This is a genomic window from Herpetosiphon giganteus (assembly GCF_016907925.1).
Lineage (GTDB): Bacteria > Chloroflexota > Chloroflexia > Chloroflexales > Herpetosiphonaceae > Herpetosiphon > Herpetosiphon giganteus.
On record NZ_JAFBCZ010000001.1, the window covers coordinates 319195 to 335383 of the forward strand.

The following is a 16189-nucleotide window of genomic DNA, read 5'->3' on the forward strand; positions in this document are numbered from 1 at the left end:
AATGATAGACCACTATATCACGGATAGATCTGCGATTCAATACCCTATTCAAGCACATTAGGGGTGAAGTTTCCATAACATTCAGCTGATAATTCGTTGAAAAAAGCGAAACGCTGTATAGTATTTGGCAACAACTGCGAAGGAGGCGGGTACTTCAGCCCGATTGATGCCATGACAACGATTGCCCTTGATCAGCAAATTATTCATGCGGTGTGCCCTCACGATTGCCCCGATACCTGCTCCATGCTCGTCACAGTGCAGGATGGCAAGGCGATCAAAGTGCAAGGCAACCCTGAACATCCAATTACTAATGGCTTTTTGTGTACCAAGGTTTCGCGTTATGTCGAGCGAACGTATCACCAAGGCCGTTTGTTGTATCCGGCCAAGCGCGTTGGCCCCAAAGGTGCTGGCCAATTTGAGCGCATTTCGTGGGAAGAAGCATTAACCACGATTGCCGAGCGCTTGCAGGCCATTAGCACCAGCCACGGGCCGCAGGCGATTTTGCCCTATTCGTATGCTGGCACGATGGGTTTGTTGCATTATGGCTCGATGGATCGGCGCTTTTTCCATCGCTTGGGTGCTTCGCTGCTCGATCGCACAATTTGTGCCAGTGCCGGTGCAACTGGCTATCGCTATACGGTTGGCGCGAGTGTTGGCACCGATCCCGAAGCCTATGTCGATGCCAAATTGATTATTTTGTGGGGAACCAACACGCTCACCTCGAATGTGCACTTGTGGACATTTATCAAAGCGGCGCGCAAAGCTGGCGCACGGGTGATTGCGATCGATCCTTGGCGTTCACGCACCGCTGCCCAATGCGATTGGCATATTGCACCGTTGCCAGGTACCGACGCAGCCCTAGCCCTCGGCATGATGCATATTATTTTTCGCGATGGCTTGCACGATCAAGCCTATCTTGATGATTATTGCATTGGTGGCGAGCAATTGCGCCAGCGGGTGCAGGAATATCCGCCAGAGCGCGTAGCCGAATTAACAGGCTTGGATGTCGCAACACTTGAGCAATTGGCCCATGAATATGCCACCACCGCGCCTGCTGCAATTCGGATTAATTATGGCTTGCAGCGCCACGCTGGCGGCGGGATGGCCGTGCGCACTTTGGCCTGTTTGCCAGCGGTAATTGGCTCGTGGCGCGAGCGCGCAGGCGGCATTTTGCTTTCCACCAGCGGCACATTTCCAATTAATAATGCTGCCTTGGAGCGCCCCGATTTGATTCCTGCTGGCACGCGCATGATCAATATGAATCAGCTTGGGCAGGCTTTGACCGAGGTCAACGATCCACCAGTGCAAGCCTTGTTTGTCTACAATTCCAATCCGGCCAGCGTGGCTCCCGATTTGGAAGCGGTGAAACGCGGCTTGGAGCGCGACGATTTGTTTACCGTGGTGCACGAGCAGTTTTACACCGATACGACTCGCTACGCCGATATTATTCTGCCTGCAACGACCCAACTTGAGCATGTCGATTTGCATAAAGCCTATGGCCACTGGTATTTGGCGTGGAGCAACCAAGCGATTGAGCCGCTAGGCGAGGCGATTCCCAACACCGAATTGTTTCGGCGTTTGGCAGCCAAAATGGGCTTTGCCGAGCCATGTTTTGGTGATGATGATCTGACGATTGCCCGCCAAGCCTTGGATTCTGACCACCCTGCGTTGGCTGGAATTACGCTTGAACGCTTGCAAGCGGAGGGTTGGGTGCGCTTGAATGTGCCAGCCACTTGGGCACCATTTGCCGAGGGCAATTTTCTTACGCCGTCGGGCAAGTGCGAGCTGTATTCCGCACGCATGCAGGCCGATGGCTTTGACCCATTGCCGACCTACACAGCGCCTTACGAAAGCCCAACCACCAACCCACGCTTGGCAGAGCGCTATCCATTAACCTTGATCTCGCCGCCAGCCCACCACTTTTTGAACAGCACCTTTGGCAATATTTTGCAGCGCTACGAGAGCGGCCCCAGCCTAGAAATTAGCCCGCTCGACGCGATCGAACGCAACATCGACGATGGCGATCAATTGTTGATTCGCAATGATCGCGGTGGCTTTCAGGCCAAGGCTGTGGTGACCGATCGCGTGCGTCAAGGAGTGGTGGTTGCGCCATCAATTTGGTGGTCGGAGCTAACGGTTGATGGCCGTAACGTCAACCATACCACGCCCCAAGCCCTTTCAGATATGGGTGGCGGCGCGACCTTCTACGATAATTTGGTTGAAGTTGAACGAATTGTCGGTTAAGCTGGCCAATAATTATCCCGCTTGAGCTGAGCGATCGGCTCAAGCGGTGGGTTGGAGCAAGCAATGCCCCAAGCGTTATTGATTGAATGCAACGATCAGATTGGCTTAGTTCATCAGATTACTGGTGTACTGTATCGCCATGGCGTAAATATTATTAGCAATCAAGAGTTTGTTGACCATCAGCGGCAACGCTTTTTTATGCGGACTGAATATCAAGGCACACTTGATCAAAGCACAGTCTTAGCTGAACTGCAAACACTCTTGCCAATTAATGCATATATTCGCTTTGCACGCGCACACAAGCCACGAATTCTTATTCTAGCCACCAAAGAACATCATTGTTTAGGCGATTTACTTATTCGGCATGCATTTTCTGAACTCAAAGCAGAAATTTTAGGCGTAATTGCCAATCATGCGCAACTTGGCCAATTAGTGCAGCGTTTCGATCTGCCATTTCATTATTTGTCACATCGATCATCGAGTCGCGAAGCACATGAACAAGCCCTGCTCGAAGTCATTCAGGCAGCGCAACCAGATTATTTAGTGCTGGCAAAATATATGCGAGTGCTTTCGCCGCAGTTTGTAGCCCAATTTCCACAGCGCATTATCAATATTCATCATTCATTTTTGCCAGCGTTCATCGGCGCAAATCCCTATCGGCAAGCTTTTGAGCGGGGCGTGAAAATTATTGGCGCAACCGCGCATTTTGTCACCGATGAGCTTGATCAAGGGCCAATTATCGCACAACAGGTTATGCCAATTGATCATAGCCATAGTGTTGATGAAATCGTTCAAGCTGGGCGTGAGATTGAAAAACATGTTTTGGCCAAAGCTCTCGATTTGGTATTGAGCGAACGAGTTTTTTTAAGCGGCAATCGCACGGTCATTTTTGATTAACTATCCTCAGCAGGAGTAATCTATGCCGTTACTATTTGCGTTAACAATTTTTACTAGCGCTAGCTTATTATTTGTGATCCAACCAATGTTTGCACGCATGGCTTTACCATTGCTTGGTGGTGCGCCGTCGGTTTGGAATACGGCGCTAGTATTTTATCAAACAATGTTATTGCTAGGCTACGGTTATTCGCACCTGCTGACGAAATATGTTAAACCACGGCAGCAAGTATTAATTCACTGCGGGCTTTTGTTAACTCCATTATTAGTTTTGCCAATTGCAATTCCTGTTGGTTGGCAAGCACCGACAACCGATTTTCCAATTGCATGGCTATTGAGTTTATTTGCAGTTGCTTTAGGTTTACCGTTTTTTGTGGTTTCGGCTAGCAGCCCATTGTTGCAAGCGTGGTTTGGCAGCAGCGAGCAAAATCGCAACCCCTATGTGCTCTATGCAATGAGTAATGTTGGCAGTATGTTGGCGCTGTTGGCCTATCCATTAATTATCGAGCCAAACACCAGCCTACGCTTGCAAAGCGATGGTTGGCGCTGGGGCTATGTGCTGTTGGTGTTGCTGTTTATTGGCTGTGGCATTCGAGTTTGGCAACGTGCGCCGCAGGTTGTTTCAAGCACAACCAGCCAAGCCCGCAGCTCAATTACGTGGCAACGCAGACTCAAGTGGATCGCATGGTCGGCAGTGCCTTCGAGTTTATTGGTAAGCGTTACAACCTACATTACCACCGATATTGTGGCGATGCCGTTGCTATGGGTTATTCCCTTGGCATTATATTTGTTGACGTTTATTTTTGTTTTTGCCAATAAAGTGTTGATTCCTAAACAAGGGTTGGTTTGGTTAATGCCAATTTTAGTGCTGTTGGTTATTTTGACGATTATTACTGGGGCAAATAGTCCAATTTTACTGTTATTAATTTTGCATTTGGCAAGCCTGTTTGTTGTCACGATGGTATTGCATCAACAATTGGCCGATGATCGACCTGAGCCACAGAAGTTAACTGAATTCTATCTATTGATGTCATTGGGGGGCGTGATTGGTGGGATTTTCAATGGATTAATCGCACCATTGATTTTTAATTCAGTTTGGGAATATCCATTAATGCTGTGTTTGGGATTAATGCTTGCCCCATGGCGTAAACCCAAGCCAACCAATCGCCAAGAATGGCTGCAATCGTTGTATAAACCTGGCTTGATGATTGTGCTCAGCATTGGGTTGGTACTATTGCTCAAAGCGTTTAATTACGAAGAGGATACAATTGGCTACGGAATTTTATTCTCACTAACGATGCTGCTTGCCTATAGCCAATCGCGCAATCCTGTCTCATTTGGCTTAAGCATTGGTGGTTTTTTCATGGTTGTTTCGCTGATTGGCTTTACCCGATCAACTTTAGTCTATCAAGAACGCAGCTTTTTCGGTGTCAACCGGATTCTGGAAGTCAACGATCGCTTTAATATTTTGATGCATGGCACGACTTTGCACGGAATGCAATTTCTTGATCCAGCATTAAGTAAACGCCCGCTGACCTACTACAGCCTGAATGGCCCGCTCAACGAGATTTTCCAAGTTGCCAATCAACAAACAACGCCAAAAAATGTTGGGGTAGTGGGCTTAGGCAGTGGAGCAGCCGCCTGTTATGCTCAAGCGCAAGATAGCTGGAAATATTTTGAAATTGATCCGGTGGTGATTGAAATCGCTGAAAATCCGCAATATTTCAGCTACCTCAGCCAATGTACGCCACAAGCTCCCGTCGTGGTTGGCGATGCTCGAATCTCGCTGGCAGCCGAAACCAAGCCCTTTGATGTGTTGATTATGGATGCCTATAGCTCAGATGCGATTCCCACCCACTTAGTAACCGTCGAGGCGCTGGAACTATATCTAAGCAAATTGAAGCCTGATGGAATTATTGCCTTTCACATTTCGAATCGCTATCTCAATTTAGAGCCAGTGTTGCACGACCTAGCCGAAAAATTAGGGTTATTGGCGTTGGTCCACGAATACAATACCGATGAGGATGTGCTTGAACACGGCAATAACAGCACCAAATGGGTGATTTTTACCAAAAATCAAGCCTTCTATCAACAATTTATCGATCAACATCAATGGCGCAGCTTGCAAAATCAGCCCAACGATCGCTTGTGGACTGATGATTATTCGAGCATTATTACCACTTTGTATGCTTGGCAGTAAGCGAGGGGCCAGCATTTAGCGGTTAGGGGTCAGAATTTCAACCAAGAAGTATTCAGCGATAAAGAAGAGAAAGGAGCTGGCGATGCTGCTGCCAAAAGCGAAAGCCTTGCAAAAACGCCTTGCTGAGCGATTTAGCCGAATCGAAATTAAAAAAAGCCATGGCTATGAATTAGGTTGGGACGATTGGGAGGAAATTGGGCGCTGTTATTACTACTTGCGTGATGAACGAGCGACCGAGTATCTTCGGCAAGCAGCCCTCTTAGTCGCCCAGCAACGGGTAGGCACGATTGATCCACATTCGTCTTCGTCCTTATTTGAAAATGCCGGAGATTGGTTTTATGCGGCAAATTTGTATCGACTCATTGGCGATCAAGCATCAATGCATGCATGTATCGTGAAAATACGAGAACTCGAAGAGTCCCCAGTTTGGATTGAGTGGTCTGTCTATGTCGAATTCTATTGGGATCTGTTGGCCTTAGCCGCGTTGATGGAAGGGGATGCAGCCCAAGCGCTGATCTATGATGCCAAAATTGCTGCATTACCCGAGCGTGAAAATCCCGATCGCCCATGGTCAGGTCGATTAGCGGAAGCCATCGTCCACGCTGATGCGCCAGCGATTCGGGCGCTTGGCAGTGAGTTGCATGGCTTGTTAATTCGCTATCATGGCAAACCGTGGGATACGACCTACCTCAATCTCTGGGATTGGTATGAGTTTACCGATACACTCGCCGATCAGCTTGAGGCCTAGCAATCATTTTGATCCACGAAGCGCACGAAGGGCACGCAGGCCGAAACCGCGAAGGACACGAAGGACACGAAGAACAAGGCTCTAGGCTATTGGCTATTGGCTCACCAAACTTCCGATAGCCCATAGCCAACAGCCTGTAGCCATCATTCCTCTGCGCCGCTGGGTTCAACTCAACACAAAGTCGGTGCACTTGAGAAAGGAAAGGGGCTGGCAATGCTGCTGCCAAAAGCGAAGGCCTTGCAAAAACGGCTACACGAGGGGTTTAGCCAAATCGAAATAAAAAAAAGCCATGGCTATGAATTAGGTTGGGAAGATTGGGAAGCGCTTGGGCGCTGTTACTATTACCTGCGTGATGAACGGGCGACGGAGTATCTTCAGCAGGCAGCCCTTTTAGTCGCCCAGCAACGGGTAAGCACGATCAATCCACGTTCATCTTCGTCGTTATTTAAGCATGCCGGAGATTGGTTTTATGCCGCAAATTTGTATCGACTGACTGGTGATAAAGCGTCAATGCGTGCATGTATCGTGAAAATACGAGAACTCGAAGAGTCCCCAGTTTGGATTGAGTGGTCTGTCTATGTCGAATTTTATTGGGACCTCTTGGCCTTAGCCGCATTGATGGAAGGGGATGCAGCGCAAGCCTTGATCTATGATGCCAAAATTGCTGCATTACCCGAGCGTGAAAATCCCGACCGACCATGGTCGGGGCGATTAGCGGAAGCCATCGTCCACGCTGATACGCCAGCGATTCGGGCAATTGGCAGTGAGTTGCATGGCTTGTTAATTCGCTATCATGGCAAACCGTGGGATACGACCTACCTCAATCTCTGGGATTGGTATGAGTTTACCGATACACTCGCCGATCAGCTTGAGACCCAACAATCATTTTAATCCACGAAGAGCACGAAGGCCGAAACCGCGAAGAGCGCGAAGGTAAGGCTATAGGCTATTGGCTATTGGCTCACCAAACTTCCGATAGCCCATAGCCAACAGCCTGTAGCCATCATTCCTCTGCGCCGCTGGGTTCAACTCAACACAAAGTCGGTGCACTTGAGAAAGGAAAGGGGCTGGCAATGCTGCTGCCAAAAGCGAAGGCCTTGCAAAAACGGCTACACGAGGGGTTTAGCCAAATCGAAATAAAAAAAAGCCATGGCTATGAATTAGGTTGGGACGATTGGGAGGAAATTGGGCGCTGTTACTATTACCTGCGTGATGAACGGGCGACGGAGTATCTTCGGCAGGCAGCCCTTTTAGTCGCCCAGCAACGGGTAAGCACGATCAATCCACGTTCATCTTCGTCGTTATTTAAGCATGCCGGAGATTGGTTTTATGCCGCAAATTTGTATCGACTGACTGGTGATAAAGCGTCAATGCGTGCATGTATCGTGAAAATACGAGAACTCGAAGAGTCCCCAGTTTGGATTGAGTGGTCTGTCTATGTCGAATTTTATTGGGACCTCTTGGCCTTAGCCGCATTGATGGAAGGGGATGCAGCGCAAGCCTTGATCTATGATGCGAAGATTGCTGCATTACCCAAGCGTGAAAATCCCGACCGACCATGGTCAGGTCGATTAGCGGAAGCCATCGTCCACGCCGATGTGACGGCGATTCGGGCGCTTGGCGATGAATTACATGCACTCTTGACGCGCTATCATGGCAAGCCGTGGGATACAAGCTATCTGAATTGGTGGGATTGGTATGAGTTTAGCGATACGCTCGCCGATCAGCTTGAGGCCCAGCAATCATTTTGATCCACGAAGGACACGAAGGGCACGAAGGCCGAAACCGCGAAGGGCGCGAAGCACGCAAAGGATGTTTTTTTGCCACAGATGAGCACAGATTTTCGGGATTGATTTTTTGTACTCCCGCAGCCTTTAGACAAGAGCCTGATTAAAAAGATTTCTTCGTGCCCTTCGCGTTCTTCGCGGTTAAACAAGCTTTTTGATTTTTGACTTCTGACTTTTGACTTCTCCAACTCTCATCCCTCATCCCTCATCCTTCATACTTTTTTAGGCTGCTTGTTGGCTGCTGGTTTGCTGAATTTTTTGCTCGCTCCATTGCCAGAGCTTTTCGGCAGCGGCTTGATCGTTGGAAATTGGGCTAGATTCGCGGGGTTTCTTTTTGTCGAAATACAAGCCCGTGACATGCTCAACTTCGGGCGAGGTGGCGAGATACAAGGTCGTTTCAGCACCTTTTTCGGCGCTGATCGAGCCAAGATCCATCAACTTGCGCATCACAACCCCAAAAACGCCATTGTTTGCGGCAAAGCCTGTCGAAACCACGCCAGGATGCAAGCAGTTGACTGTAACATCAGTGCCAGCCAAGCGGCGCGCTAGCTCTTTGGTAAACAGAATATTGGCCAATTTGGAACGACCATACATGCGCCAACCGCTCCATTTGCGCTTACCTTCGAGATCGTTGAAATCCATCGTGCCCATGCGATGGGCCTCGGAGGAAACATTGATGATACGGGCAGGAGCACTGGCTTTGATCGTATCCAGCAACAAATCGGTCAGCAGAAAGTAGGCCAAATGATTGAGCGCCATGGTCAATTCAATCCCATCGGCGCTTTCTTGGCGGGCGCTGTAAAAAGCCCCAGCATTGTTGACCAAAATATGCAATTGATCGTGCTGGCTGAGAAATTCTTGGGCAGCGCGGCGCACCTCGGCCTGCTTGGATAAATCGGCCAGAATATAGCTAACATTGGGGTTGCCCGTTTCGCGTTTGATCATCTCGGTAACGCCTTCGGTGCGCAATGGATGCCGCCCAATAATCACCACCGTCGCGCCTTGGCGAGCGAGTTCTAAGGCCGTCACCTTGCCGATGCCACCAGTTGCCCCAGTGACCAAACAAACTTTACCCTTCATAGAACCTCCATAAAAGCCACATAGTTCGTGTGCTACTAGCAGGATGCCGCGATTTACGCAGTGTGTCAAGCCACGGCAACAAATGCTAAAACAAAATGCCTCGTTCTTGCTAAAGAACGAGGCATCGATCCAACAAAACGCAATTTAGCTAGCCTTAGTTGTTGGTTGCTTGCCAGCGCGGCTGCGGGTGCTTGTGCGGCGAATCAAGGTTGGCATTGCGCCATCACGCACGGTTTCGGCGGTGATCACACAGCGCACAACATCGGTTTCCGAAGGCAAGTCAAACATCACATCGAGCAGAATTTCCTCGACGGCGGTGCGCAAACCACGTGCGCCAGTTTTGCCAGCCAAGGCGCGTTCGACAATCGCTTCCATGGCATCGCTGCTAACTTCGAGCTGCACGTGATCAAGCGCCAGCATTTTTTGATATTGCTTGATAATTGCGTTGCGTGGCTCGGTCAAAATCCGCAGCATGGCAGCTTTATCGAGTGGCGTGAGCGCGGCAACGACTGGCATCCGTCCGATAAACTCAGGAATAAAGCCAAAGTGTAGCAAATCGTCGGGATTGACCAACGAGAGCAATTTCTTTGAACGTTCGATGCGTTCTTCTTTGACGATGGTTTTGCCAAAGCCCAAGGTTCCAGCACTGCCCAAGCGTTGGGCAATGTGGTGCTCTAAGCCCTCGAAAGCGCCACCGCAGATAAACAGCACATTGGTAGTATCAAAGGGAATAAATTCTTGTTGCGGGTGTTTGCGGCCAGGCATTGGCGGCACATTCACCACGCCACCTTCGAGAATTTTCAGCAAGGCTTGTTGCACGCCCTCGCCAGAAACATCGCGGGTAATCGAAGGATTATCGGCTTTACGGGCAATCTTATCGATTTCGTCGATATACAAAATGCCCATCTGCGCCCGCTCAACATCGCCATCGGCGGCCTGAATCAAGCGCAACAGAATCGTCTCGACATCCTCGCCAACATAGCCAGCCTCGGTGAGCGCAGTGGCATCGGCGATGGCAAATGGCACATCGAGCATGCGTGCCAGCGTTTGGGCTAGCAAGGTTTTGCCCGAGCCAGTTGGGCCGACTAAAAGAATGTTACTTTTTTGAATTTCGACATCGGTATCGCCTTGAGCTTGGGCACGCAACCGCTTGTAGTGGTTGTAAACCGCCACCGCCATCACCTTTTTGGCCCGATCTTGGCCAATCACGTACTCATCGAGATGGTCGCGAATGGCGTGGGGAATTGGCAAAGTTGGTGGTAGGGTTGGGGTATTCGGAGCATCTTTCCGCTCCTCATTGGCGATAATTGCGCTTAATAACTCAATGCACTCGTTGCAAATAAACAATGCCCCCGGACCTGTGACCAAGCGATCGACTTCATCTTGGCTCCGCCCGCAAAACGAGCAGTAATAGGTCGGTGGCATAAAGGCGGAATGCGCCATTGGAATTGCTCCCATTGGTGACGACGCGAGCCACGCTGCTCGCGTCATCATCCTTGTTGCTCAATTAATCTTGTTGCCCAGCTTCGATGTGGGTCGTAATTTCGTCAATGATACCATATTCTTTTGCTTGTTCTGGTGTCATAAACAAGTCACGGTCGAAGTCGCGGGCAATGCGTTCGATTGGCTGGCCGGTATCCTTCGATAGCAAGCCACGCACAATGTTTTGCAGGCGCAACAACTCTTTAATTTGAATTTCGACATCAGGCGCATAACCACGAGCGCCACCACCTGCTGGGTGCATGTGGATGGTGGAGTTGGGCAACGAGTAGCGTTTGCCTTTGGTGCCGCCAGCAAGCACTGGGGTAGCCATACTGCCAGCAAAACCAACACACCAGGTCGCAATATCGGGCGAAACCATTTGCATCGTATCGTAAATTGCAAGGCCAGCGTTCACTTCGCCGCCGGGGCTGTTGATATAGATCGAAATATCGCGATCGGGATCATCGTGTTGCAAGAACAATAATTGAGCTACCAACACATTCGCAATTTGCGAATCAATCGGCGTACCGAGAATGATGATCCGCTCTTTGAGCAAACGGGAGTAGATGTCATAAACTCGTTCGCCGCGGCTGCTCGTTTCTACAACGTAGGGAACAACCATCGAGGGCGATTTCGCTGCCACAATGTCGTGAGCAGGTGAGAGCCATTGAAACCAGGACATAGCAAGCCTCCTTGCAACGGTGCGCGTCGGCGCACTTCGGTCGATGCTTCTAGTCTACCCGAAAAACCTCGCGTATGGCAGAGGGCCGTTCGATTGCAGCGCAATATTAACACGATTCCAACACTTGTTCACTGCCAGCATTCTGCTGGTTGATTATCCACCATTCAGCGCAACTACGCAACCAGCGTTTGAAAGGATGAGGGATGAGGGATGAAGTCAAAAGTCAAAAGGCAGAAGGCAGAAGGCAAAAAGAACAGAGAACATATGGCTGTAGGCTGAAAGAACAAAGAACAAAGAGCATAGATATACTGGTTCATTAGGTTGACCATGGCTTGATCCCCTCACCCCAACCCCTCTCCCACGGAGCGGGCGAGGGGCTTTAATCCTGTGGTTCTGCCGCACGGCGTGGTGAAAATGGGTGCTCCCCCTCGCCCGCGTTTTCGTGGGCGAGGGGGCTGGGGGGTGAGGGCATGCCGCTGGTTGTCAATCCAATGAACCAGTACAGTTATCGGCTAGCGGACGTTTGGTGGGCCAAAAGCCCATAGCCCATAGCCCATAGCCCATAGCCTCATCTTCGTGCCCTTCGTGGATCAAAACCAAACCCTAGCCCCTGATCCCTGACCCCCAATTAATACAGATCAACCCGCCGATCGCGGAAAACTGGCAGGAAGTTGCGGGCTTTGGTAACAGTGTCCAGATCAACCGTCGCGGTCAGCAAGCCAGCTTGATCATCGCCCTCGACCAGCACAGTGCCCCACGGATCAATCAGCATCGAAGCGCCGCCAAACTGGTTAGCGCGGTCGCTGCCAACCCGATTGCAGGCAATCACTACCGATTGGTTTTCGATCGCTCGCGCTCGTAGTAAGGTACGCCAATGATCAATTCTGGCTGTCGGCCATTCGGCGGGAATAATAATCACTTCTGCGCCCGCCAAAGCATAGCGCCGAAACAACTCGGGAAAGCGCAAATCGTAGCAAATGGCGCAGGCGCTTGTGCCCCATGCAGTTTGCACAACCTCTGCTTGCTGGCCAGCACCCAAGTATTGATCTTCGTTCATCAGGCCAATTAGGTGGGTTTTGCGATAGTGCTGTAGGCGTTTGCCCTGCGCATCATACAACGTGGCGGTGTTATAAACGTGCTCGCCAGCGCGTTCGAGCAGCGAGCCAACAATTGCCAGATGATGGCGCGCTGCCAAAACCGCCACTTCTTCAAACAAACCCTTGCCCAGCGGATCGCTCAATTCGTGGGCTTGCTCCAGCATGTAGCCAGTGCCCCATAATTCTGGCAGCACAAGCAAATCTGCGCCAGCCAGTTCGGCTTGGGCGGCAAGTTTGCGCACAGTTGCCAAATTGGCTGCGCGATCGCCCAAAACAAGATCAATTTGACCAAGCGCAACTGATAATTGCATCGCTGTTTCCTTTATTGGCCAGTGCTACCAGCAGCAGGCGCAGGCATGTTGCCATTAATATCGGGGAAGCCTTCGCCGTTATAGGCGCGCAGCACATCAACCACCGCTGGCAAGGCCAGGGTCCCCGAACCGTCGCCTAAATCGCCAGTGCCTTCGAGCATGGCCAAAATTGCAACTTTGGGATTATCGAATGGCGCAAAGCCGACAAACCACGAGTGCGAACGCAAATATGGTCCTTCTGCATATTCGGCGGTTCCGGTTTTGCCCGCCAAATCCAGCCGATCAAGATCGGCGAGAATCGCGCCTGCTGGTTTGTTGTTGCTATTGGCAATCCGATTATAGGCATCAGAATCACGCACCGAGCGGCGCATGCCTTCGCGAATCACGGCCCAATGCTCAGGTGCCAGATTAATTGTGTGTTCAATCACTGGTGTAAGCGTAATTGTATCGGTGCGGTTCAAATCGGTAATTGCTTTGACCACTTGCGGTTGATAAACCGTGCCGCGATTGGCGGTTGCGACGGTCGCACGCAGCAATTGCAATGGCGTAACTTGCACATCACCTTGGCCAATCGCCGCGATATAGGTATCGCCAACGCCCCAGCGTTCGCGACGCTGCTTCTTCCACTCTTTATTGGGAATAATCCCCGAATCTTCGCCTGGCAGGTCGATACCAGTCAATTTATCGAAGCCAAATTCGCCTGAAACCGTTTCGTATAAGCGATCAATCCCCAAGCCGCCTTTAATTTGGGGATCGTTGGGCTTGAGGTTGGTTACGTAATCAGTCCCGCCAGCAACGGTGTTGAAAAACACGTTCGACGAAACTTTCAAAGCATCGGAAACATTGATCAAGCCATTGGCGCGGCGGTTGGAGTTGGGATATTGGTTGGTCAGCGCTTCGTTATATTCGTTGCGCACCAGCAAAAAGCCAGGGTCTTGAATCCGCGAATCGGGGTTGATAATGTCGCTATCCAAGGCTGCGGCAGCAGTAAATTGCTTGAAAGTCGAGCCAGGTGGATATTTACCAGCAATCGCCCGATGCAACAAGGGCGTGTTTTCTTCATCGGTAAATAAATCGGTAATTTCTTCGACCTCGCCGCGATTGAAGGCATTGTTATCGTAGGCTGGCAAGCTGACCGAGGCCAGCACAGCGCCAGTATTCACATCCATCACCATAATCACACCTTTGTTGATGCGATCGTATGAGGCATATTTAACTTGATCTTTGCCCGGCGTATTGGCTAAGCGCACGCGGCGTTGGTCGGCAATATCGAGCCATTTTTGCAAAATCTGCTCGCTATCACGTTGCAAATCCATATCGATATTCAAAATCAGATTCTTGCCATCTTCCATTGGTTGCAACACCTTTGGCTCGCCGACAATCCGATCCCAGACATCGACCGAGATTTGATTGGTGCCAAGTTTGCCGCGCAAGGTTGATTCGTAATAATTTTCGATCCCATCAACCCCAATCAAATCGCTTTCCAAGTATTGGCGCGGGCCATCTGCATCATTCAGAGGATTATAACGCGCCAGTTGCTTATCGTTAATCCGAATCATATAGCCCAATAAATGCGAAAGCGATTTGGTTTCGGCACTCAGCGGATAATCGCGCTGGAAACCATCGACAACCCGCACGCCAGGCAAGGCCAGCGCATTTTCGCGAATTGCCAACGCTACATCATTAGGAATATTTTTGGCCACCGGCACAACCAAATACGATGGCAAATTGGCTTTGGCAAGGGCTTTTTCCACGCCTGGCTGCAAGGTAATCACATCGGTATAGGCTTTGCTGAGTTGCAACGCAGTCAAGGCCTTGCCCATTGGCACAGTCACCGTAATCGATTGATGCGGTGCAAAGCTTGTATCGGCGGGCAAAATTGGCGAAATGCCATACACCGCCGCTGCCAAAGCAGGATCTTCCTGCATTTTGGTGGTTGGCGAGAGCGTGAAGGTATCGCTGAACGGCAACAGCATGCTCAGCCGCATATAGACAGCGTTGCGGTCGGCACGTTTGCGCGGCAGCGATTCTGCTTGAATGCCTAAGAGCGAGGTTGGAACCGAAGCCGCGAGCAAGGTTGTGCCATCGCTGGCAAAAATCTCGCCTCGTTGCGGCGCAATATAATCGTGGCGAGTAATATTTTGCTCAATTGAAGCCCGTGAGGTTGCGGCGCTGCTGCCAAATTGCAATTGCTGCAAACGGGCGAGCAAGGCAATGAATATAATTAAGCTCACGACCCGTAAGCCGATCAAGCGACCGCGCATAAGGGTTCTCCTTGCTGATAAGTTTAGTGGCGAATTTGCCGTTCGTTCCACCATTGCAAAACAAGAAACGTCGGCAAAACCCCAATCGCGTTGATAATCATGGCTGGCACAAGCACCACAATCGCCCAGCTCAACCAATCGTCAGTGCCACCGCGAAACATTTGGGTAATCAAATGATACAGCGGCGTTGCGCCGATTGTGAGCAACAGCGAAGTTGGCCATGTATCGGGCGGAAAGCGCTCGGCGGCAAGGCTACACAGCCAAGCAACCAGCAACAAAGCCAAGGCATGGCTGCCAAAGGGCGAATAGCCAACCACATCGATCAACAAGCCGCCATACATGGCGATTGCCGCGCCCTTGGAGACATCAGCCAGCAACGTCCAACAAACCACCGCCAATAACACCAAATTCAAGTGGGCATTGAACACGGTTGGTAAAAGGGTTGTCTGAATGATTACAGTTAAGCCAACAATAGCCGCCAACCAAAGCTGCCCACGCAGCCGCTCGCTTAATCTTCGCCGACGATAATCCATACAGTCCGCACCACATCAGGATCAAAATATGGTTCAATATCGGCTTGTTGGCCGTGGCCGTCGGGGCGAATCGCACTCACGCGGCCAATTGGCACATCAGGCGGAATCCGCGCTGCAGGCGCATCAAAGGCTAGGGCTTTGCTAATGCCAGCGGTCAACACATCGTCGCCAACCTTAAATTTTGCGTCGCGATCGATATGGCGCATAATCAGGCGTGAGCCAAGCTGCCATTGTCCAAGCACATCGCCCATTGGTTGGCTGATGCTGCCGCCTTCTTGTTCGTTGGCAACTTGGGCTAGCACTTGGCCGCTAATCACCGAGCGTGAATCAGTAATCAGCAAGACCGTAGCGTTATGTTGGCTCACCGTATCGACCAAGCCAATCAGCGCATCGGGGCTACCGTTGACGTGCGAGACGACTGGCATGCCCACGGCCAAGCCATCGGCAGAGCCACGATCAATGCTAATTAAACGATTGCCAGCATCGGCGGAGCGACTGACCACATTGCCAATCACCGTGCGCCAGCCATAGCGTTCGCGCATGCCTGCGGTTCGGCGCAAGGTTGCGTTTTCGGCGGCGGCGCTGCGCAATTGCAGATTTTCGTTTTCAAGCTCGGTGACTCGTTGTTGCATGGCGGCCAAATCTTGGGCTGCCTGCGACGAACCGAAAATGCCGCCAAAGGTATCGCTAATTGCTAAACGAATATTCGTCAACGTTCGGGTAACGGGAGTCAAAAAGCGGGCAGTGCTCGCCGTAACCGGATTCAAAATGCCCTGTTGATCGAGCAACAGCAGCACAACCACAATACAAGCCAGCCAAATAATCAGCTTGGTGGCGCGTTGGGCATTGCCTGAACGATTTAACATG

Annotated in this window: 13 protein-coding genes; 6 read left to right on the plus strand and 7 right to left on the minus strand. The window is 50.7% G+C overall.

What is annotated here, in order from left to right:
- The first annotated feature begins 171 nt into the window (after positions 1-171).
- From JOD20_RS01395 to JOD20_RS01420, 6 genes are all read left to right on the plus strand, one after another.
- A complete protein-coding gene (locus tag JOD20_RS01395; RefSeq protein ID WP_204753558.1) occupies positions 172-2244 on the plus strand; it encodes a molybdopterin-containing oxidoreductase family protein in 2073 nt (690 codons plus the stop codon).
- 63 nt (positions 2245-2307) lie between these two features.
- Positions 2308-3141 carry a formyltetrahydrofolate deformylase gene (purU, locus tag JOD20_RS01400; RefSeq protein ID WP_204753559.1) on the plus strand — a complete coding sequence of 278 codons (834 nt, stop codon included), beginning with the start codon at positions 2308-2310 and terminating at the stop codon, positions 3139-3141.
- 22 nt (positions 3142-3163) lie between these two features.
- Positions 3164-5338, plus strand: coding sequence for a fused MFS/spermidine synthase (locus JOD20_RS01405; protein ID WP_204753560.1), 2175 nt, complete (start codon positions 3164-3166; stop codon positions 5336-5338).
- Positions 5339-5420: 82 nt separating this feature from the next.
- Complete coding sequence (locus JOD20_RS01410) at positions 5421-6086, plus strand: hypothetical protein (RefSeq protein WP_204753561.1); 666 nt, start codon at positions 5421-5423, stop codon at positions 6084-6086.
- Positions 6087-6299: 213 nt separating this feature from the next.
- Complete coding sequence (locus tag JOD20_RS01415; RefSeq protein WP_204753562.1) at positions 6300-6977, plus strand: hypothetical protein; 678 nt, start codon at positions 6300-6302, stop codon at positions 6975-6977.
- A 182-nt stretch (positions 6978-7159) separates the two neighbouring features.
- Complete coding sequence (locus JOD20_RS01420) at positions 7160-7837, plus strand: hypothetical protein (protein ID WP_204753563.1); 678 nt, start codon at positions 7160-7162, stop codon at positions 7835-7837.
- Positions 7838-8095: 258 nt separating this feature from the next.
- Here JOD20_RS01420 and JOD20_RS01425 read toward each other — a convergent pair whose 3' ends face one another.
- From JOD20_RS01425 to mreC, 7 genes are all read right to left on the minus strand, one after another.
- Positions 8096-8953, minus strand: coding sequence for an SDR family oxidoreductase (locus JOD20_RS01425; RefSeq protein WP_204753564.1), 858 nt, complete (start codon positions 8951-8953; stop codon positions 8096-8098).
- A gap of 144 nt (positions 8954-9097) precedes the next feature.
- Positions 9098-10396, minus strand: coding sequence for an ATP-dependent Clp protease ATP-binding subunit ClpX (gene clpX / locus JOD20_RS01430; RefSeq protein WP_054535953.1), 1299 nt, complete (start codon positions 10394-10396; stop codon positions 9098-9100).
- A gap of 64 nt (positions 10397-10460) precedes the next feature.
- A complete protein-coding gene (locus tag JOD20_RS01435) occupies positions 10461-11117 on the minus strand; it encodes an ATP-dependent Clp protease proteolytic subunit (protein WP_054535680.1) in 657 nt (218 codons plus the stop codon).
- Between the two features lie 628 nt (positions 11118-11745).
- Positions 11746-12525, minus strand: coding sequence for a carbon-nitrogen family hydrolase (locus JOD20_RS01440; protein WP_204753565.1), 780 nt, complete (start codon positions 12523-12525; stop codon positions 11746-11748).
- Positions 12526-12536: 11 nt separating this feature from the next.
- Entirely contained in the window at positions 12537-14789 is a 2253-nt protein-coding gene (locus tag JOD20_RS01445; protein ID WP_204753566.1) for a penicillin-binding transpeptidase domain-containing protein, read from the minus strand.
- 23 nt (positions 14790-14812) lie between these two features.
- Positions 14813-15322 carry a rod shape-determining protein MreD gene (mreD, locus tag JOD20_RS01450; protein ID WP_204753567.1) on the minus strand — a complete coding sequence of 170 codons (510 nt, stop codon included), beginning with the start codon at positions 15320-15322 and terminating at the stop codon, positions 14813-14815.
- The gene (gene mreC, locus JOD20_RS01455) at positions 15298-16188 is read right to left on the minus strand and encodes a rod shape-determining protein MreC (protein WP_204753568.1); all 891 of its coding nucleotides are present in this window, start codon (positions 16186-16188) and stop codon (positions 15298-15300) included. The genes mreD and mreC overlap by 25 nt, the downstream gene beginning before the upstream one ends.
- Position 16189: the final 1 nt, after the last annotated feature.